This window comes from Roseibium sp., from assembly GCF_048261595.1.
Lineage (GTDB): Bacteria > Pseudomonadota > Alphaproteobacteria > Rhizobiales > Stappiaceae > Roseibium.
The window spans coordinates 32581-50147 of record NZ_JBLXFW010000004.1 but is presented as its reverse complement, the minus strand read 5'-3'; the positions used below and the strand labels follow the sequence as shown (position 1 = coordinate 50147).

Annotated in this window: 18 protein-coding genes; 15 read left to right on the top strand and 3 right to left on the bottom strand. The window is 58.6% G+C overall.

What is annotated here, in order from left to right:
- The first annotated feature begins 10 nt into the window (after positions 1-10).
- From cpaB to ACN0SY_RS13785, 7 genes are read left to right on the top strand one after another with little or no spacing between them, the layout of a single operon-like run.
- The gene (cpaB, locus tag ACN0SY_RS13815) at positions 11-781 is read left to right on the top strand and encodes a Flp pilus assembly protein CpaB (RefSeq protein ID WP_417688031.1); all 771 of its coding nucleotides are present in this window, start codon (positions 11-13) and stop codon (positions 779-781) included.
- Positions 782-789: 8 nt separating this feature from the next.
- Entirely contained in the window at positions 790-2235 is a 1446-nt protein-coding gene (locus ACN0SY_RS13810; protein WP_417688029.1) for a type II and III secretion system protein family protein, read from the top strand.
- A 7-nt stretch (positions 2236-2242) separates the two neighbouring features.
- Positions 2243-2962, top strand: coding sequence for a CpaD family pilus assembly protein (locus ACN0SY_RS13805; RefSeq protein WP_417688027.1), 720 nt, complete (start codon positions 2243-2245; stop codon positions 2960-2962).
- A 26-nt stretch (positions 2963-2988) separates the two neighbouring features.
- The gene (locus ACN0SY_RS13800) at positions 2989-4275 is read left to right on the top strand and encodes an AAA family ATPase (RefSeq protein ID WP_417688025.1); all 1287 of its coding nucleotides are present in this window, start codon (positions 2989-2991) and stop codon (positions 4273-4275) included.
- Between the two features lie 31 nt (positions 4276-4306).
- Positions 4307-5791, top strand: a complete 1485-nt coding sequence (locus tag ACN0SY_RS13795) for a CpaF family protein (RefSeq protein WP_417688023.1) — start codon at positions 4307-4309, stop codon at positions 5789-5791.
- An 8-nt stretch (positions 5792-5799) separates the two neighbouring features.
- The gene (locus ACN0SY_RS13790) at positions 5800-6819 is read left to right on the top strand and encodes a type II secretion system F family protein (protein WP_417688021.1); all 1020 of its coding nucleotides are present in this window, start codon (positions 5800-5802) and stop codon (positions 6817-6819) included.
- 12 nt (positions 6820-6831) lie between these two features.
- Entirely contained in the window at positions 6832-7809 is a 978-nt protein-coding gene (locus tag ACN0SY_RS13785) for a type II secretion system F family protein (protein WP_417688019.1), read from the top strand.
- A gap of 110 nt (positions 7810-7919) precedes the next feature.
- Here the strand turns inward: ACN0SY_RS13785 and ACN0SY_RS13780 are convergent, their stop codons facing one another.
- Positions 7920-8699 carry a tetratricopeptide repeat protein gene (locus ACN0SY_RS13780; protein ID WP_417688017.1) on the bottom strand — a complete coding sequence of 260 codons (780 nt, stop codon included), beginning with the start codon at positions 8697-8699 and terminating at the stop codon, positions 7920-7922.
- Positions 8700-8903: 204 nt separating this feature from the next.
- On the opposite strand from ACN0SY_RS13780, the gene ACN0SY_RS13775 reads away from it, so the two are divergent.
- The 3 genes from ACN0SY_RS13775 to ACN0SY_RS13765 all read left to right on the top strand — a co-directional run bounded on the left by ACN0SY_RS13775 (position 8904) and on the right by ACN0SY_RS13765 (position 11649).
- The gene (locus tag ACN0SY_RS13775; RefSeq protein ID WP_417688015.1) at positions 8904-10298 is read left to right on the top strand and encodes a leucyl aminopeptidase family protein; all 1395 of its coding nucleotides are present in this window, start codon (positions 8904-8906) and stop codon (positions 10296-10298) included.
- Between the two features lie 63 nt (positions 10299-10361).
- Complete coding sequence (locus ACN0SY_RS13770; RefSeq protein WP_417688013.1) at positions 10362-10712, top strand: MarR family transcriptional regulator; 351 nt, start codon at positions 10362-10364, stop codon at positions 10710-10712.
- A 40-nt stretch (positions 10713-10752) separates the two neighbouring features.
- Positions 10753-11649, top strand: a complete 897-nt coding sequence (locus ACN0SY_RS13765; protein ID WP_417688011.1) for an NlpC/P60 family protein — start codon at positions 10753-10755, stop codon at positions 11647-11649.
- A gap of 6 nt (positions 11650-11655) precedes the next feature.
- Here ACN0SY_RS13765 and ACN0SY_RS13760 read toward each other — a convergent pair whose 3' ends face one another.
- Positions 11656-12825, bottom strand: coding sequence for a DNA recombination protein RmuC (locus tag ACN0SY_RS13760; protein ID WP_417688009.1), 1170 nt, complete (start codon positions 12823-12825; stop codon positions 11656-11658).
- A gap of 164 nt (positions 12826-12989) precedes the next feature.
- Here ACN0SY_RS13760 and def point away from each other — a divergent pair, with 164 nt between their 5' ends.
- The 4 genes from def to truA all read left to right on the top strand — a co-directional run bounded on the left by def (position 12990) and on the right by truA (position 16062).
- The gene (gene def, locus ACN0SY_RS13755) at positions 12990-13508 is read left to right on the top strand and encodes a peptide deformylase (protein WP_417688007.1); all 519 of its coding nucleotides are present in this window, start codon (positions 12990-12992) and stop codon (positions 13506-13508) included.
- Positions 13509-13718: 210 nt separating this feature from the next.
- Positions 13719-14660: a methionyl-tRNA formyltransferase gene (fmt, locus tag ACN0SY_RS13750; RefSeq protein ID WP_417688005.1), complete on the top strand. Its 942-nt coding sequence runs from the start codon at positions 13719-13721 to the stop codon at positions 14658-14660.
- 41 nt (positions 14661-14701) lie between these two features.
- The gene (locus ACN0SY_RS13745; RefSeq protein WP_417688003.1) at positions 14702-15241 is read left to right on the top strand and encodes a GNAT family N-acetyltransferase; all 540 of its coding nucleotides are present in this window, start codon (positions 14702-14704) and stop codon (positions 15239-15241) included.
- Positions 15242-15249: 8 nt separating this feature from the next.
- Positions 15250-16062: a tRNA pseudouridine(38-40) synthase TruA gene (gene truA, locus ACN0SY_RS13740; RefSeq protein WP_417688001.1), complete on the top strand. Its 813-nt coding sequence runs from the start codon at positions 15250-15252 to the stop codon at positions 16060-16062.
- Positions 16063-16097: 35 nt separating this feature from the next.
- Here the strand turns inward: truA and ACN0SY_RS13735 are convergent, their stop codons facing one another.
- Positions 16098-16916, bottom strand: coding sequence for a DUF2189 domain-containing protein (locus tag ACN0SY_RS13735; RefSeq protein WP_417687999.1), 819 nt, complete (start codon positions 16914-16916; stop codon positions 16098-16100).
- Between the two features lie 141 nt (positions 16917-17057).
- On the opposite strand from ACN0SY_RS13735, the gene ACN0SY_RS13730 reads away from it, so the two are divergent.
- Entirely contained in the window at positions 17058-17555 is a 498-nt protein-coding gene (locus tag ACN0SY_RS13730) for a DUF805 domain-containing protein (RefSeq protein WP_417687997.1), read from the top strand.
- Positions 17556-17567: the final 12 nt, after the last annotated feature.

Here is a 17567-nt window from a genome sequence, read left to right as displayed (position 1 = left end):
GAATTAACTCATGAAGTACGGAAGACTATTGGTTCTCGGGGTGGCGTTGGGCGCGGGGCTTTTGGCCGCGCGGATCGTCATGAATACCAATGCGCCGCAGCCGGAAACATTGTCAGTTCTGCCAGATGCACCAACAGCTAGCGCTGAGGTGCTTGTTGCAGCCCGTGATATTCGACTTGGCTCCAAGCTTACCGGAAAAGATTTGGGGTGGGTACAGTGGCCCGAAAGTGCATTGCCCAAGGGGGCTATTGTACGCGCCAGTGAACCCAAGGCGAAGGAAACCTACGCCGGTCAGATTGCGAAAGCGCCCATCTACGACGGTGAACCGATCCGCCCTCAGCGCCTTATCAACACCGAGAAGGGGTTCATGGCGGCGATCCTGCCGAAGGGGAAACGCGCGATTGCGGTCAGCGTGGAAGCTGAGACGACAGCGGGTGGGTTTATCCTGCCAGGCGACAAGGTGGATCTGATCCTCACACGCTCTGACCGCAACTCGAGCGCCTATAGCGAAACCATCCTTTCGAATGTTCGCGTGCTTGCAATTGATGCCACTACGGCTGGAGAGCAGGAACAAAAGAACCTTTCACCGAAGCGCACGGCGACATTGGAGCTCAGCCTTGAACAGGCCGAGATTGTCGCGCAGTCGCAGCAGATCGGCACAATTGCATTGGCTCTCCGGAGCGCACAGGACTCTTCTGATGACGAAGCGGAAGAGGTGCGGCGGCAAGGGGGCGTGAATTTTGTGAAATACGGCGTTTCAAGTCAGGCGACAACGCGATGACCAATTTTATGAAAATTATCAGTCCATTATGCAGAGTGACGCGGCAAGGCACCACACTGCTGGCTGCATTGCTTGTTGCTGCAATTGCATTTCCGGCAATGTTCAACGCAGGTGACGCTCTGGCGGAAGGCGCAAGTCAGGCGCAGATCCATGTCGCTGCGGGCGAACGGGTGAAGTCCCGCATCGTGACCGTCGGACTTGGCCGCTCGCTGGTGATCGACCTTGCAGAGCCGGTGGCTGATGTCCTGGTTTCCAACCCGGAAGTCGCAGATGCAATTGTCAAGACGCAGCATCGTGTGTTCGTAATCGGCAACTCGATTGGGCAGGCACATCTGGTGTTGTTCAGCCGGTCCGGCCGTGAACTTGCCAGTTTCAACCTCCGTGTCGACCAGGATGCTTCGGATCTCTCGGCACTGATCAAGCGCATTATTCCACGCTCCAATATCCAGGCCGAATCGCTCAACGGCAGCATCATCCTGACGGGTACGGCAACGAGCACGGCCGATGCACAGCGCGCGGCGGATCTGGCTGCCCGTTTTGCGGGAAATGGAACGACCGCCGCGCAGATCCTCAACATGATCAGCGTCGACGGCAAGGACCAGGTGCACCTCAAGGTGACGGTCGCCGAAGTCGAGCGTTCAATCATCAAGCAGCTTGGCGTCGAACTGGGTGGAACTGTTGGCTTCGGCAACTACAACGCCAGCTTCAACAATTCGACGTCGTTCAACGTCAATTCGAGCATTGTTGACCAGGCGAGCACCGGCGTCGGGTTTCTGAGCGGCAATACCTCTCTTTCAGCAAATATCGAGGCTCTGCAACGTGATGGCGTGATCCGCACACTTGCGGAACCCACGCTCACGGCAATCTCCGGTGAAAATGCAAGCTTCCTTGCAGGCGGAGAATTTCCGATCCCTGTCGCCCAGGATAGCGATGCCGTCTCGGTCGAGTTCAAGAAATTCGGCGTGGGCCTCGATTTTACCCCTGTGGTCCTGTCGGGCGGTCGTATCAGCCTCAGGGTCAAGACGGAAGTCAGCGAACTGACCAACGATGGTGCGGTCACCGCGGGAAATATCACCATTTCGGCGCTTAAGGTGCGCCGCGCGGAATCGACGCTGGAGTTGCCGTCGGGCGGGACGCTTGTGATGGCGGGCCTCTTGCGGGAGTCCTACCGTCAGTCAGTTAACGGCGTGCCGGGTCTCATGCAGCTTCCGGTCCTCGGGTCTCTTTTCAAGAGCCGTGACTTTCTTCGTCAGCAGACCGAGCTGGTTGTGTTCGTGACTCCCTATGCGGTGACCCCGGTGGCGCCGTCGAAGTTGACGCGGCCCGACGAGAATCTGGCGCCACCGAGCGACGCTGAAACGATTTTCCTGAACCGCCTCAACAAGATCTTCCGCTCCCCGGGACAGGTTGCCGCCGGCACCTATCACGGCCAGGTCGGCTTTATTTACAAGTGAGGAACGGATGATGAGTTTTGACCACGACACTCTGTTCCAGAGACTCCTGAAAGTCGGATTGTGCATATCGGCTGCGGCCATCGTTGCCGGATGCAAGACGACAACTGACGAGAGCCAAATGGGCTACATGGCGTCCAACGACTATCGTTTGCGTCATCCGATCGTCCTGACCGAACAGCCCGAGGTGCTGGATTTGCCGGTGGGTGCCGCAACGCGGAACCTGAACAGCAATATTGCCGACAGTGTCACGTATTTTGCTCAGCAAGCGCGAACCAATGGCAATGGCAGCGTCGACATCCAGGTGCCGGCAGGAGCTGCCAACGAGGCTGCCGTCCATGCAGTGGTTCCGGCAATCCGCTCGGCGTTGTCCCGCGGCGGCGTCGCCGCGAACCGGATCGCGACACGCACCTACGCTGTCGATGACCCGGGCGCTGACGCTCCGATCAGGCTGTCCTATGAACGTGTCATGGCCAGTACAGGGAAATGCGGTGAGTGGCCGGAAAATATCGGCGGCAAAGCAAACGCCAATACCGATTATCAGAATTTCGGTTGTGCCTCGCAGGCAAATCTCGCCGCCATGGTTGCCAACCCGGCAGACCTGATCGCTCCGCGTGCTCCCACAGCAGGCGATCAGATGCGCCGTGCAGTTGTTTATGAAAAATACAGGGCCGGCGCAGTCACCGCTTCCGAATACAAGGAAGGCGAAGGCGCCAAGGTTTCAGAATAGGTTGTCCGATGAGCTCCGAAGTACAAATGTCTGACATCGAAACCGCTGAACAGCACGGCTATATTTCCGAGCAGCCAAACCTGTCCGCGCAACACCATGACGATATTCGACCGGTTCCGCGTGTATCGATCCAAGGGTTCTGCCTGACTGATCAGACCATTCAGACGATAGAACGGGCATCCGAAGACAGGCGTATGCTCAAGGCACACGTCAAGGCGCACATGGGTGGCATTCCGGCGGCGATCGATTTCTATTCGCAGGCGCCGACCCCCAACCTGATCGTCATTGAAACAGGCGAGTCGAAGGGTTCCCTGCTGTCTGATCTTGATCGGCTTGCAGAGTTCTGTGATTCCGGCACCAAGGTGATCGTGATTGGTGAGATCAACGACGTATCCCTCTATCGGGAATTGATACATAGAGGCGTGAGCGAATATCTGGTCGCTCCGGTCGACGTGTATCAGCTGATCGGAGCAATCAGCAGCCTGTACAGCGATCCGCAAACCGAACCGGTTGGGCGTACTATTGCCTTTTTCGGAGTCAAGGGAGGCTCCGGAGCTTCCACCGTTGCGCATAATTGCGCCTGGGCGCTCGGTCGCAACTTCGAGACCGAAGTGGTCGTCGCCGATCTCGATCTGCCGTTCGGAACTGCGGGTCTCGATTTCAACCAGGATCCCCTTCAGGGCGTCTACGAGGCAGTGTCCGCTCCCGAACGCCTGGACGAGACGTTGCTCGACCGCATTTTGTCGAAGTGTAGCGAAAACCTTAGTCTCCTCGCAGCGCCGGCGTCCCTTGAACGGACCTACGATTACTCCGAGAAGGCCTTTGAGGGCCTTGTCGACATCATGCGCAGTTGCACGCCGCAGATCGTTCTCGATGTGCCTCACACCTGGAACGGCTGGACCCGGAATGTACTCGTCAGCGCAGATGAGGTCGTGATCGTCGCCGAACCTGATCTCGCCAACTTGAGAAATGCCAAGAACGTGGTCGACACCCTCAAGCAGTTGCGGCCGAACGACAAGTTGCCGATGCTTGTGATCAACCGGGTCAATGTTCCAAAGCGCCCGGAGATTAAGCCGGATGAGTTTGCGACCGCGCTCGGTTTGAGTGCACCTGTCACGATTCCGTTCGACCCGCAGCTCTTCGGCACCGCAGCCAACAACGGCCAGATGGTTGCCGAGGTAGACGCAAAGCACGCGACAGCAACACTCTTTTCCGAACTCGCACAAATGGTCTCGGGCCGCAGCGACGGCAACAAGGTCAAGCGAAATGCCTTGAACTCCATTCTGTCCAAGCTGATCCGCAAGACGGCTTGAGGCCGTCCAGGTAACGGAGAAACGGAACGAAATGTTCGGTAGACGCGGAACATCGCCATCGGGTCCTGGATCGGCAAGTCCGGTTCAGCAGCAGCCGGCTGTAACGGCGCCCGCTTTGGACATGCCGACTGCGCCAGAGCCGCCGGTCGCTCCGCCAATGCCGGAGCCGGCTGCTCCTCCTCCGCGCGCGGCACAGTCGGAAAACGAACCCAAGAAGCGCAAGTCGGAAGAATATTACGAGACCAAGAGCCAGATCTTCAACGCGCTGGTTGAGGCAATCGACCTTTCGCAGCTGAGCAGACTGGGGCCGGAGGACGCTCGCGACGAAATTCGTGATGTCGTCAATGACATCATCGCGCTCAAGAACGTTGTCATGTCCATCGCCGAGCAGGAAGACCTGCTGGAGGACATCTGCAACGACGTGCTTGGATACGGTCCTTTGGAGCCGCTTCTGGCCCGCGACGACATCGCCGACATCATGGTCAATGGCGCCCACACGGTTTACATCGAAACCGAGGGCAAGGTTAAGCAGACACCAATCACGTTCCGCGACAACGCGCAGCTGATGAACATCTGTCAGCGCATCGTTAGCCAGGTCGGAAGACGCGTCGATGACTCCAGCCCGATCTGTGATGCGCGCCTGCCGGATGGTTCCCGTGTCAACGTCATCGCTCCTCCTTTGGCGATCGACGGGCCAGCGCTCACAATCCGTAAGTTCAAGCGCGACAAGCTGACACTGGATCAGTTGGTGAAGTTCGGATCCATCACTCCGGAAGGCTCAACAATCCTCCAGATCATCGGCCGGTCTCGATGCAACGTTCTGATTTCCGGTGGTACCGGCTCGGGCAAGACGACACTCCTGAACTGCCTGACGGCCTATATCGAGGGCACCGAACGTATCATCACCTGTGAAGACTCCGCGGAGCTTCAATTGCAGCAGCCTCATGTGGTTCGTCTGGAAACGCGGCCGCCCAACCTCGAAGGCGAGGGCGAAATCACCATGCGCGACCTGGTGAAAAACTGTCTGCGTATGCGCCCGGAACGGATCATCGTCGGCGAAGTACGTGGTCCGGAAGCGTTTGATCTTCTGCAGGCCATGAACACCGGTCACGACGGCTCGATGGGAACATTGCACGCCAACTCGCCGCGTGAAGCTCTCTCGCGTCTTGAATCCATGATCACCATGGGAGGGTTCTCACTACCGTCCCGCACGCTGCGCGAGATGATCGTGTCCTCGATCGACGTCGTGGTACAGGCAGCCCGCCTGCGTGACGGCTCGCGTCGCATCACCCATGTTACCGAGGTGATGGGCATGGAAGGTGATGTCATCATCACTCAGGATGTCTTCCTCTATGAAATGATGGGTGAAGACCCGAACGGACGTATCATCGGGCGCCACCGTTCAACTGGTATCGGTCGGCCTCGTTTTTGGGAGCGCGCCCGCTATTTCGGCGAAGAGCAGCGTCTTGCTGCCGCACTGGATGCGTCCGAGCTGCCGGAATACGCCAATGAGTGAGGCTCTCCATGCTTGAGCTGCAATCGCTTCTCGGACAACAGGGAGCAACCTTTGCCGTTGCTGCCTTGGCAGCCATTTGCATCGGCGGCATCGTCTATGCACTTTTCCAGCCGATGCTCTCCGGCGTGAAGCGTCGCGACGAACGGATGAACGTCATCACGTCGCGCTCGCAATCCGTCGAGGCCCGAAAGAAACTCAAGGACGGTGATCGCCGCCGCAGGTCTGTGCAGGACCAGCTCAAGGAATTCGAGGAACGTCAGCGCAAGAAGCAGCAAAAGCGTGATTCTGTTTCCTTGAATGAGCGGATGGAACAGGCCGGCCTCAGCTGGGAAATGAAGCACTTCGTCTTCTTCAGCATTGCATCAGGCATAGTTTTTCTGATTGGCGGCCTTGTGTTTGCCCAGAACCTTCTGGTTGCGCTGGGCCTGGGATTTGCCGGCGCCATCGGCTTTCCGCGTTGGTTCGTCAACTACAAGCGCCGCAAGCGATTCAACGCATTCCTCGACGAACTTCCCGGTGCGGTGGATATCATCGTCCGCGGCGTGAAGGCCGGTCTTCCCCTTGGCGACTGTATCAAGATCGTCGCACGGGAAGCTGCAGAGCCAGTTGCGACGGAGTTCGGCAAGATTGTGGAAACCCAGGTCATGGGTGTCTCGTTGACCGATGCGGTCTTGCGTCTTCCCACACGTGTCCCGGTCGCAGAGGCGAATTTCTTCGCCATCGTGGTATCCATCCAGCAGAAATCCGGCGGCGGTCTATCCGAAGCCCTTGGCAACCTGTCCAAGGTGTTGCGCGGTCGCAAGTCTATGAAGCGAAAGATCACGGCGCTCAGCTCTGAAGCCAAGGCTTCCGCCATGATCATTGGTTCGCTGCCGTTCATCGTCTCCGGGCTGCTTTACCTGATCGCTCCGGATTACGTCTCATTGCTGTTTGAACGGACAACCGGCCAACTCATCGTCGCAGGCGGACTTTTCTGGATGTTCTGCGGCATCATGGTGATGCGCAACATGATCAATTTTGACTTCTAGGGAGATCAGCGCATGAATCTGGAAACCCTGGTCGACAGTCAGTTTCTGCTTGCGGTCTTGTCTGCCGTTGCTGTGGCCGGCGCCCTGTATTCACTCGTCATGCCATTTTTCGACCGGGATCGATTGAAGTCCCGCATGAAGACGGTAGCCCTTGAGCGTGACAAGTTGCGGGCAAGGGAAAGGGCGCGGCTTGCCGCCGAGAAGAGCAATCCACGTGAGGCACTTCGTGCGCAGCCAAAGGCGCAGTTGAAGAACGTCGTCGACAGGCTGAACCTGCAAACAATGCTTGCTGACGAAAATACCCAGAGGAAGCTTCGCATGGCGGGCTACCGGGGAACGGGACCGCTTTACACGTTTCTGTTCGCGCGTATCGCCCTCCCGGTCCTGCTCCTGCTTGTTTCCCTTTTCTACGCCTTCGTCATCCTGCCCGATACGTTGCCGTTTATCACTCGGGTGGCAGGTTGCATTATCGTTGCCGGGTTGGGTGTCTTCGGACCGAACATCTACATTCAGAACAAGATCACCAACCGGCAACTTTCCATTCGCCGCGCCTGGCCCGATGCACTCGATCTAATGCTCATCTGTGTTGAATCCGGTATGTCGATCGAGGCCGCGTTCGGGCGCGTGGCGGAAGAGATCGGTGCGCAGTCGGTACCCTTGGCGGAAGAACTGACGCTCACAAACGCGGAGTTGTCATATCTCGGCGAGAGGCGGCAGGCCTACGAGAACCTAGGGGCGCGTACCGGGGTCGAAGGCGTGAAGAACGTCATGATGGCCTTGATCCAGGCTGAGCGATACGGAACGCCCGTCGGGCAAGCAATTCGCGTGATGTCCGATGACAATCGCGAACAGCGCATGCAGGAAGCCGAGAAGAAGGCCGCGTCGCTGCCGCCGAAGCTGACGGTTCCGATGATCGTCTTTTTCCTTCCCGTGCTATTCGTCGTGATCATGGGACCGGCCGTCATGCAGGTGATGGACGCCTTCAAGTAAGCCATCCGACCCACATGTGTGCATCGAAATGAGAAAAGGCCCGCAGGTTTTTCCTGTCGGGCCTTTCGTTTTTTCTTGGTCGATTGTGGGGGACGGCGAGCGTCGTCTTATCAACCGCGCCCGCTAAGCATCTGACGCAGATAGGCGACGTTTGCTTCCGCCTGCCGGGGGTCAAGCTCCGCGCTCGCGACCTGCTCGGCTTCGCCGTATTTACCCTGGATGCCGAGCACCAGGGCAAGGTTCTGTCGCACTCGACTGTCCGCCGTCGGCAACATCGCCGCCTTACGCAAGGTGTATTCGGCTTCCGGAAGCTCATTGGAGAGCAGGTAGGACAGGCCAAGATTATTGAGAAGAGTCGGATCGTTCGGCTCGATCTTCATGGCCTGATTATAGAGCGAACGCGCGCGTTCATGGTTGCCCATCTGATCATGAATTGCGCCTTCTGCCGACATCAGCCGCCAGTCAGGCGTCTGTGGGTTCTGTGCGCGCTGAAGGACGTTCAGCGCTTCGCTGAAATTGCCGTTCATGGCAAGGACCTTGCCATAGGCAGACGCGATTTCCCGATCGTTCTGGTGAGTGATGACGCCGCTGCGCAGCACCGCCATTGACTGCGAGATCTGTCCGTTCTGCCTAAGGGCTTCGGCATACCCGAGAATTGCGGCCTTGTCCTGACGGTTCTGTTCGTAACGGCCCCCCCATGAGGATACTGCCCGGCGCGCTTCGCCGGAACCTGGGGCGGCATACGCCTGCGATGTCGCCGATGCGTGCGTCGCAACGCTTCCCTGTCTCGTGGACGAACAACCCGCGACCACGATCATCGCACTGAGTGCGACCGCAGTTGATAGAGTACGTGCAATACGGCGGTTGAAAGGGGGCGCATTGTCGGCCATGTCGGATGTCCAATGTTCCAGGTGGAAAGAAAGCCTTCTTACCCTTGGAAATACCCTGTTAACCCTAATGCTTTGTTAAAAGTCGCATTTTGCATTCTGTGCGATGTTTATGGACGCCTTCAGGGGCGTCGCTTGCCAACCGTGCAGCGTACGCTTAACAGTGCTTGATAACGACGCAACCCTCGCGGTTTATAGGAGCATCCCGTGCGCCAGTCCCTGTTTGTGAAGAACTCCGAGCACGATACGACGCCGATTCATGCGGTCAACGAGGCCAATCTCGAAAGCGTACTGAAGATGCTCGGTCAATCGGCTATCGACTGGGTGAAACGCAATGGCTTTACCGCGTCACCAGGCAATAGCCTGCTCGTACCCGCCGACGGACCTTCCGGCGCTGCTGTGCTTTTTGCGACGGAGAGCGACACCCTCCCAAGTGCATTCGCCCTGGGGGCCTTGGTCGCGGCTCTGCCTGCCGGAGACTACCATCTCGAAGAGCCATTTCCGGACGTAGAGCAGGCCGCGCTCGGGTTTGCGCTCTCGTCCTACCGTTTCACCCGCTACTGCCCATCGTCGAAGGAACTTCCACGCCTGGCGGTTCCGGCGACAGTGGATCTTGATCGTCTGAATACAATTCTCGATGGCGTAGCTCTGGCGAGAGACCTGATCAACATCCCCGCAAACGACCTGGGGCCCGAAGAGCTGGCAAAGGCTGTAAGCGATCTGTTCGATCAGCATGGTGGAACCGGTCGGATCATCATCGGCGATTCTCTCCTCGAGCAGGGCTATCCCATGGTGCATGCGGTCGGGCGTGCGAGCAGCCGCGAACCGCGTCTGGCCGACTTTTCGTGGGGGGATGAAAGCGCGCCCAAGGTGACGCTGGTCGGAAAGGGCGTGATTTTCGACACGGGTGGCCTCAACATCAAGCCCTCTAGTTCGATGGCACTGATGAAGAAGGACATGGGCGGAGCCGCGAATGTGCTCGGCCTTGCGTCCATGATCATGGCAGCCAAGTTGCCGGTGCGTCTGCGGGTGATCATACCGTGCGTCGAAAACTCGATCTCCGGTTCGGCTTTCCGGCCGGGAGACATTCTTCCGAGCCGCAAGGGCATTACGGTTGAAATCGGTAACACCGATGCTGAAGGCCGTCTGGTTCTGGGGGATGCCCTGGCGCTCGCCGACGCGGAAAGCCCTGACCTTCTGATCGACATGGCCACTCTGACCGGTGCCGCTCGCGTTGCTCTTGGCCCGGACCTGCCGCCGTTTTTCACGAACGACGAGGAGCTGGCCGAAGAGATTGCCCTGGTCTCCGAAGCCTCGGCCGATCCGCTATGGCGTTTGCCGCTCTGGCAGCCATACATGAAGTATCTCGACAGCAAGGTTGCCGACATAAACCATATCAACACCAGCGGCGCGGGCTTTGCCGGCGCGATCACTGCTGCTCTTTTCCTGTCGCGGTTCGTCAAGAATACCTCCTCGTGGGTTCACTTTGACGTCTACGGCTGGACGCCTATTGAAAAGCCCGGAAAACCGGCAGGTGGTGAGGCCCAGGCGATCCGCTGTCTGTTCGATCTGATCAGTGAGAAATATTCCGCGAAAGGATAACGGCTCCGAAACGGTTTCATGCTTCAATGGACGCACTGAAACCGGATGGGGAACGCCGGACCAATGGCGGTTGAGATCCGCGCCTCCCAGGCGCTGAAGCTGATGCATGAGGTTAATCTTGCGCTGGTGCGCGACAGTGAACAGGACCTGTCGGCGCGCCAGCTGACCATATTGCTGTCCGTCTATCTCGAACCGCCGCCGCATACGGTTCGCGGCCTTGCCGCCAAGTTGAACGTGACGAAGCCGGCGATTACGCGTGCGTTGGATACGCTGGGTGGAATGCGCCTGTTGTCGCGCAAGCGCGACGATGCCGACCGCAGGAACGTGATCATCACTCGTACGGTCGAAGGTGCGCTCTACCTCGAACAGTTGGGTGATCTGGTTGTCGAGAAGGCCAAGAGCCTGCCGCGCTAACCGATTTCAACGCCCACGGATATAGCCGGGAACCGACTTGATGCCTGCGAACTTTGATCCCGAAAATTTTGATCGTCGCCGGCACCCGGTGCGCAAGGACCTGGCGTCAGCCGAATACAGGGGATTGATCGCCGCCGACCGCTTCGTCGAGGGCGAGATCCGGACGATTACTGCCGACTTCGTCGACATGCGCGGGACCGCCCAGCCTGGAAGCTCGATCGATACCCAGCTGATCTACGGCGAACAGGTCACGGTTCTTGAAACAAGCCCGGAAGGCTGGGCTTGGGGCCAGTCGCTGGCCGACGGCTATGTCGGTTGGTTCCCGTCAGACGGATGCGGCCCAAAGCTACAGCCGACACACCGTGTCCGCGCGCTCAGAACCTATCGATACCCCGGCCCGGATCTGAAATTGCCACCTCTCGGCCTGATTTCGCTCGGGGCAGAGGTCGCCGTGGTGGGAACGCGGACAACGCGGGGACTTGAGTACGCAATTCTCGCTGACGGATCGGCGGTTGTCGCCGGCCACCTTTGGCCGATGGATCGGTTGGCCGCAGATTGGGTAGGTGTGGCCGAAGAGCTTGTCGGAACGCCATATCTGTGGGGCGGGCGGACGAGCCTGGGTCTCGATTGTTCTGCACTTGTCCAGATTTCTGCGCGCTTCGGAGGTCACTGGCTGCCCCGCGACAGCGACATGCTCGAGCGCGAGGCCGGAGAGGTTCTGGACGAACCGGAAAAGGTGGATCTGGCATCGCTCAAGCGCGGCGACCTGATCTTCTGGAAAGGGCACGTCGGGATCATCAGTGAGCCGGGACGTCTGCTTCACTCCAATGGTCATACGATGACTGTTGCATATGAAGACCTCGATGCAGCGGTCATCCGGATTGCGGAAACCGAGTGGGGGAAAATCACCTCGATCCGGCGGTTGCCGCTAAAGTGAAGGGCATCACCGGCCGGACGGCAGGGCGTCAGGCCGTATCGCTTCGCCCGGGATTTCCCCCAGATCAAGATCCTCGATCCTCTGGCTCCGCTTGGTGATCTTGTCGGTCGAAATCAGGATCTGGTCGATATCCTTGTTCGCCTGCGAGAAATGCGACTGCAGCTTGTTGACCCGGTCATTCAGACGCCCGACATCGGCCATAAGGTGCGAGACCTCCGCCTGAATGAGGTGAGCCTGTTCCCGCATCTTGGCGTCACGCAGCACGGCCTGGATGACCTGGATCGACAGCATCAGCAGGGAAGGGGATACGATCACGACCCGCGCCCGGTGCGCCTTTTGCACAAGGTCTTCGAAATTCTCGTTGAGTTCGGCAAAGACACTCTCGGAGGGAACGAAGAGGAACGCCGTGTCCTGTGTTTCCCCCGGCACAAGATATTTTTCGCGGATGTCCTGAATGTGCTTGGTCAGATCGCGGCGGAACTGCGTCTGCGCATGGCGAAGCTGTTCGTCAGACTGGGCAGCGCGCAGCAGATTGAAGGCCTCTAGTGGAAACTTGGCGTCAATCGCAAGCGAAGGTGCACCGTTCGGCATGTGAACGAGACAGTCTGGCCGGGAACCTGTCGAGAGCGTTGCCTGGAAGCTATAGGCGCTCGCGGGAAGCTGGTCCTGGATGATCGCTTCCATGCGGCCCTGTCCGAAGGCGCCGCGAGTCTGTTTGTTGGATAGAATGGCCTGAAGCTCGATCACCTGACCGGAAAGGTCCGTTATCGTCTTCTGCGCCCGGTCGATCACGGCAAGCCGTTCGTGCAGATGCCGCAAGCCCTCATGCGTCTGTTTGGTGGTGTCGGCCATCGAAAGACCGAGCTTGTGGCCCATTCCATCCAGCCGCTCGTTGACTGCCCGCATCATGTCGCCCTGGCGAGAACCGAACACCTCGGCCATCGTCTGCATGCGCCCGGTCATTTCACCTTGTGATTTCAGAAGCTGGGACAAGTGGCTTTCCAACTCGTGGATCCGCTCCGTTGCCGCCGTGTCGGCTTCTGCGCGGATGCGGATCTGGCGCAGGGACTTGGCGGTCAGCCACGCCGTGATCAGGAGGAGGAAAAGCCCACCGGCGATTGAGGCTTCCAGAACGCTGACCGGGTAGCCACTGAATGTGAACAGGATCTTGTGCATGAAACAAACATAGAACGATTCGCGCGAAACATGCAGATTTTCGAGGCCGTGTTCGCCCGGTCAAGCCGTGGATCCAGGGGCGAAACCCGCGTTTGCGGATGTCCCTTCGCCATCAGTTGCGGAAACGCGTTGACCCTGAGCATTGCTTTGCCTATCTGGAACCCATGACAAAACGTGACATCATCATCATCCCCGATCCCGTGCTGCGCGAAGTGTGCAAGCCGATCGTTACCGTTGACGCGGATATCCGCGCGCTTGCCGACGACATGCTGGAAACCATGTACGCGGCACCTGGTATCGGCCTGGCTGCAAGCCAGATCGGCGTACTTCAGCGCATGTTCGTACTTGATGTCGCCAAGGAAGATGCGCCCAAGGACCCGATGGTTTTCATCAACCCGGAAATCACCTGGGAGAGCGAAGAACTCTCGGTGTATCAGGAAGGGTGCCTGTCTATCCCCGAGTACTACGAGGACGTCGAACGTCCGGCCATGGTGCGGGTCAAGTATCAGGATATTGATGGTCAGCAGCAGGAGATCGAGGCAGGTGGTCTGCTCGCGACCTGCATTCAGCACGAATTGGACCATCTGAACGGCAAGCTCTTCATCGACTACCTGTCGAAGCTGAAGCGGGACCGGGTCATGAAGAAGTTCAGCAAGCTGGCCAAGCAGACCGGGAAGCTCTGATCGAGCTTGGAGTGACGGTTGGAGGGCAGATCCTCCCGGCAAAACGCTTCATTGTGCCGTATCAGGGTTCGGCATCGGAGAAATATGATCTCGGATGATCCTTGCCGTCATTGCCATGGAAATGATTGTGTCGAGCTCGAGAGTCCTGTTGCCCGGACTGGCCTGATCGCGCAATAAGGGCGCCAACGCGTCAAAAAAGCCGGAAAGCACATGACCCTTCGTATCATCTTCATGGGAACCCCGGAGTTCTCCGTCCCCACCCTGATGGAAATCGTTGGCCAGGGGCATGAGGTGGTCGCATGTTATTCCCAGCCTCCGCGCCCGGCAGGCCGGGGCATGGATCTGAAGAAGTCGCCGGTTCACGAAGCAGCGGAATCCTTCGGTATTCCGGTATTCACCCCGACAAGTCTGAAGGGTGCCGACGAACAGCAGCAGTTTGCCGATCTTGATGCGGATGTTGCTGTCGTGGTGGCCTATGGCCTGCTTCTACCGAAGGCCATTCTCGAGGCACCGCGCGAAGGCTGCCTGAACCTCCATGCGTCCATACTGCCGCGTTGGCGTGGTGCAGCTCCGATCAACCGCGCCGTCATGGCGGGTGACAAGGAAACCGCTATCCAGGTCATGCGGATGGAGCAGGGACTGGACACTGGTCCGGTTTGCATGTCTGAAACCGTTGCGATCGGGGACAACACAACGGCCGGTGAACTTCATGATCAGCTCTCGGGCCTTGGGGGCGATTTGATGGTGCGTGCGCTCGCTGCGCTGTCACGCGGAGCCTTGACGGAAACGCCGCAGGCGGAAGACGGCGTGACCTACGCCAGCAAGCTGTCCAAGGACGAAACACGGATCAACTGGTCTGAGCCAGCGCCCGCGGTACACAATCATATCCGCGGGCTCTCGCCATTCCCCGGTGCCTGGTGTGAAATGAACCTCGGCGGCAAGGTGGAGCGGATCAAGATCCTGCGGAGCCAGGTCGAAGCCGCTTCCGGAACGCCGGGAGAAGTGCTGTCTGTTGACGGCAATGGCCCAGTGGTTGCCTGCGCAGAGGCAAGTGTTCGGCTGGTTCAGGTTCAACGTGCGGGCAAGAAGGCCGTCGGCGGAGAGGATTTCCTGCGTGGCGCCAAGCTGGCTGTCGGAGATCAACTTATCTGACCACTGCGTCAGGCGCGGAGACAACTGGAGAGGCAACGGGCATGAGCGAGGAAATGGACGCAAAATCGCTTCAGGTGCGCGATGCTGGCCCTGCCGACGAGCTTGGGGTCAAGGAACTGATCACGGCCGCATTCGGCCAGGACACCGAGGCGGGCCTGGTACATCGTCTGCGCCACTGTGGTGCGCTGGTGCTTGAACTCGTCGCCGTGACCGACCGTGGGCGGTTGATGGGGCACATTTCCTTCAGCCGTGTCACGCCGGCCGATGCCGGTCCAGGACGTGAGCTGACCATCTGCTGTCTGGCGCCAGTCTCGGTCTGGCCAGAGTTTCAGCGTCAGGGGATCGGGTCTTTGCTGATCGAAACCGCGATCGCAAAGCTGAAGGACATGGGGGAGGACCTGATTCTCGTGTTGGGTCCGCCATCCTACTATCCGCGTTTCGGTTTTGATCCGGAACTCGCCAAAAAGGTCAGGGCTCCCTATGCAGGCAATGCGTTTCAGGCGCTCGCGCTGACAGACGCGGGGAAGAATGACCTTCCGGTCGAAGTGGCCTTCGCTACGCCCTTTGAGGAATTCGAGTAAGGCACGACATGCCGCGCTATAAGTTTACCGTAGAATATGATGGCCGCCCCTTCTGTGGCTGGCAGAGACAGGCGAATGGTCCCTCCGTTCAGGCTGTTATCGAACGTGCGATCAAGGCGTTCTCCGGCGAGGAAGTCACCATCGGCGGAGCAGGGCGCACGGACACGGGTGTCCATGCCACCGGCCAGGTCGCCCATGCCGATCTGGAGAAGGACTGGCCGGTTGAGACGGTCATGGGCGCGATGAACTTTCATTGCCAGCCTGACCCTGTCGTCCTTCTGGCAGTCGAGAAGATGCATGAAGGTTTCGACGCGCGCTTTTCTGCTATTCGCAGGTCCTACCGCTACCGGATATTCAATCGTATCCCTCCGCTGACCCATGAGCGTGGACTCGCATGGCACGTAAAGCCTGATCTGGATGCTGATGCGATGAACGAGGCAGCGCAGGAGTTCGTCGGTCATCACGACTTCACCACGTTCCGCCATTCGCGCTGTCAGGCCAAGAGCCCGGAGAAGACGCTGGAGACCTTCACCGTGCGGCGGGAGGGAGAAGTCGTTATCGCGGAGTGTTCCTCGCGCTCCTTCCTGCACAACCAGGTTCGCTCCATGGTCGGAACCCTGCGGCTTGTCGGCGAAGGCAAGTGGACGCCGCAAGATGTTCGTGATGCCCTTGCAGCCCGTGACCGCAAGGCCTGTGGTCCGGTGGCACCGGCAGACGGGCTTTACCTGACCCGCGTCGATTATCGCAGCAGGGAAGCCGATATTGAGGCGGCCGAAGCCTGGGCGGCCCAGCAAGCCGATGTTGCGAACGACGAGGCCTAGGCGGCCCAGCAAGCCGATGTTGCGAACGACGAGGCCTAGGCGGCCTCGCTCTCATGCACGACGCATTTCCGGTAAATATGCCACGTCGTGTGTCCCAGAACCGGCAAGGTGACGACCAGTCCGACGAAAGCCGGCACGATCGAGGCGATAAGCGTGATGGTGACAATGAAGGCCCAGCCGATCATCGGCACGGGTGAGGTCACCACCGCTTTCACGCTCGTGATCATCGCGGTGATGAAGTCGCGATCTTCCTCCATCAGCAGAGGTAAGGAAATCACGGTCAGCGAGAAGAGAATAAGGGACAGGATCGCTCCGACCACGTGGCCTACGGCGAGAAACATCAGCCCTTCCGATGTTCCGATCACTTGCAACACAAATTCGTTGAACGAGGCGAACGATCGAAAGCCGAGGAACAGCGCAAGAAGCAGGCGTACCTGGTACATCCACATTATCTGGACGAACAACACCACGAACGCCATCCACGACAGTTCCCGGCTCTTCTGCGCCCACATGGTTCCGAAAATCGCGCGCCAGCTGAGGTGTTCGCCGGAGTCAATGCGGCGGCTGACCTCATAGAGACCGACGGCAGCAAATGGCCCGATCAAAACAAAGCCTGCCGCAAGGGGATAGCTCAGGTAGCTCATGTGGAATTTTGCGGCGGTCAGGATGATCAGAACGCCGCCAATAGCAAAAAAACTCCCGAACGCTAGTCCGTAGGCCGGGGCACGCCGGAAGTCGCGTAGACCTGCCCCTAGTGCGTCGACCACGTCGGTGATGGTGATTTTACGAACCTCGGGATCCTTCCGGAAACCAGGTTGCGACATAGGCGCATGAGTGTCGGTGTTGTCTGTCATCGATGTCCTCCGCAGTGCCGCTCCTCATCGGCACGGGGTGATCATGGAGGCTTCGGAATTCTTCGCCAACCGTACTTTCCGGTATCTTCATCGGTTTGCGTACGTTTTTTGGTGTCTGCAATGCAAAGTGGCGCATGAAGCTTGATCAAGCGCATTCTTGCGACTAACTGCAAGGATCGTACACACTCATTCAAAACCAGCGGACCCTTCATGGCCTCGAGCGACCAACAGGCAAACATCTCTCCCGGACTGTTCTGGCTTCTTGTCAGCCCAATTGGCCGTGTTGCCCGTGAGCCCTACTGGCTTGTCCTCTTCCTGATCTGGATAGTGATTGGCGTTGCGATCAACATGTGGTTCGGCTCCCTGCCGGATGACGTGACCATCGATGATCTGGGCATGGACAGCTTTGTCTCCTCCAATGCTCTGTTCCCGATCCTTTTTTTCGTGCTGCAATGGGTCGAACTCGCCCTCGTAATCAAACGGTGTCAGGATATCGGGATCACGGGGTTCACCGCACTTTTGATTTTCGTACCCGTGGTGAATATTCTCGTCGTGCTCTTTCTGGGGTTTGTTCCCAGTCAGCAGGGGCCGAACCGTTTCGGTCCTCTTCCGAATAGTTATTATCGCCGAAAAACCTGAACCGGGAGCGCA

What these genes read in the sequence shown, in the direction of transcription:
- cpaB (WP_417688031.1), top strand. Translation starts at nt 11, where the DNA reads ATGAAGTACGGAAGACTATTGGTTCTCGGGGTGGCGTTGGGCGCGGGG.
- ACN0SY_RS13810 (WP_417688029.1), top strand. Translation starts at nt 790, where the DNA reads ATGAAAATTATCAGTCCATTATGCAGAGTGACGCGGCAAGGCACCACA.
- ACN0SY_RS13805 (WP_417688027.1), top strand. Translation starts at nt 2,243, where the DNA reads ATGATGAGTTTTGACCACGACACTCTGTTCCAGAGACTCCTGAAAGTC.
- ACN0SY_RS13800 (WP_417688025.1), top strand. Translation starts at nt 2,989, where the DNA reads ATGTCTGACATCGAAACCGCTGAACAGCACGGCTATATTTCCGAGCAG.
- ACN0SY_RS13795 (WP_417688023.1), top strand. Translation starts at nt 4,307, where the DNA reads ATGTTCGGTAGACGCGGAACATCGCCATCGGGTCCTGGATCGGCAAGT.
- ACN0SY_RS13790 (WP_417688021.1), top strand. Translation starts at nt 5,800, where the DNA reads ATGCTTGAGCTGCAATCGCTTCTCGGACAACAGGGAGCAACCTTTGCC.
- ACN0SY_RS13785 (WP_417688019.1), top strand. Translation starts at nt 6,832, where the DNA reads ATGAATCTGGAAACCCTGGTCGACAGTCAGTTTCTGCTTGCGGTCTTG.
- ACN0SY_RS13780 (WP_417688017.1), bottom strand. Translation starts at nt 8,699, where the DNA reads ATGGCCGACAATGCGCCCCCTTTCAACCGCCGTATTGCACGTACTCTA.
- ACN0SY_RS13770 (WP_417688013.1), top strand. Translation starts at nt 10,362, where the DNA reads ATGGCGGTTGAGATCCGCGCCTCCCAGGCGCTGAAGCTGATGCATGAG.
- ACN0SY_RS13765 (WP_417688011.1), top strand. Translation starts at nt 10,753, where the DNA reads ATGCCTGCGAACTTTGATCCCGAAAATTTTGATCGTCGCCGGCACCCG.
- ACN0SY_RS13760 (WP_417688009.1), bottom strand. Translation starts at nt 12,825, where the DNA reads ATGCACAAGATCCTGTTCACATTCAGTGGCTACCCGGTCAGCGTTCTG.
- def (WP_417688007.1), top strand. Translation starts at nt 12,990, where the DNA reads ATGACAAAACGTGACATCATCATCATCCCCGATCCCGTGCTGCGCGAA.
- fmt (WP_417688005.1), top strand. Translation starts at nt 13,719, where the DNA reads ATGACCCTTCGTATCATCTTCATGGGAACCCCGGAGTTCTCCGTCCCC.
- ACN0SY_RS13745 (WP_417688003.1), top strand. Translation starts at nt 14,702, where the DNA reads ATGAGCGAGGAAATGGACGCAAAATCGCTTCAGGTGCGCGATGCTGGC.
- truA (WP_417688001.1), top strand. Translation starts at nt 15,250, where the DNA reads ATGCCGCGCTATAAGTTTACCGTAGAATATGATGGCCGCCCCTTCTGT.
- ACN0SY_RS13735 (WP_417687999.1), bottom strand. Translation starts at nt 16,916, where the DNA reads ATGACAGACAACACCGACACTCATGCGCCTATGTCGCAACCTGGTTTC.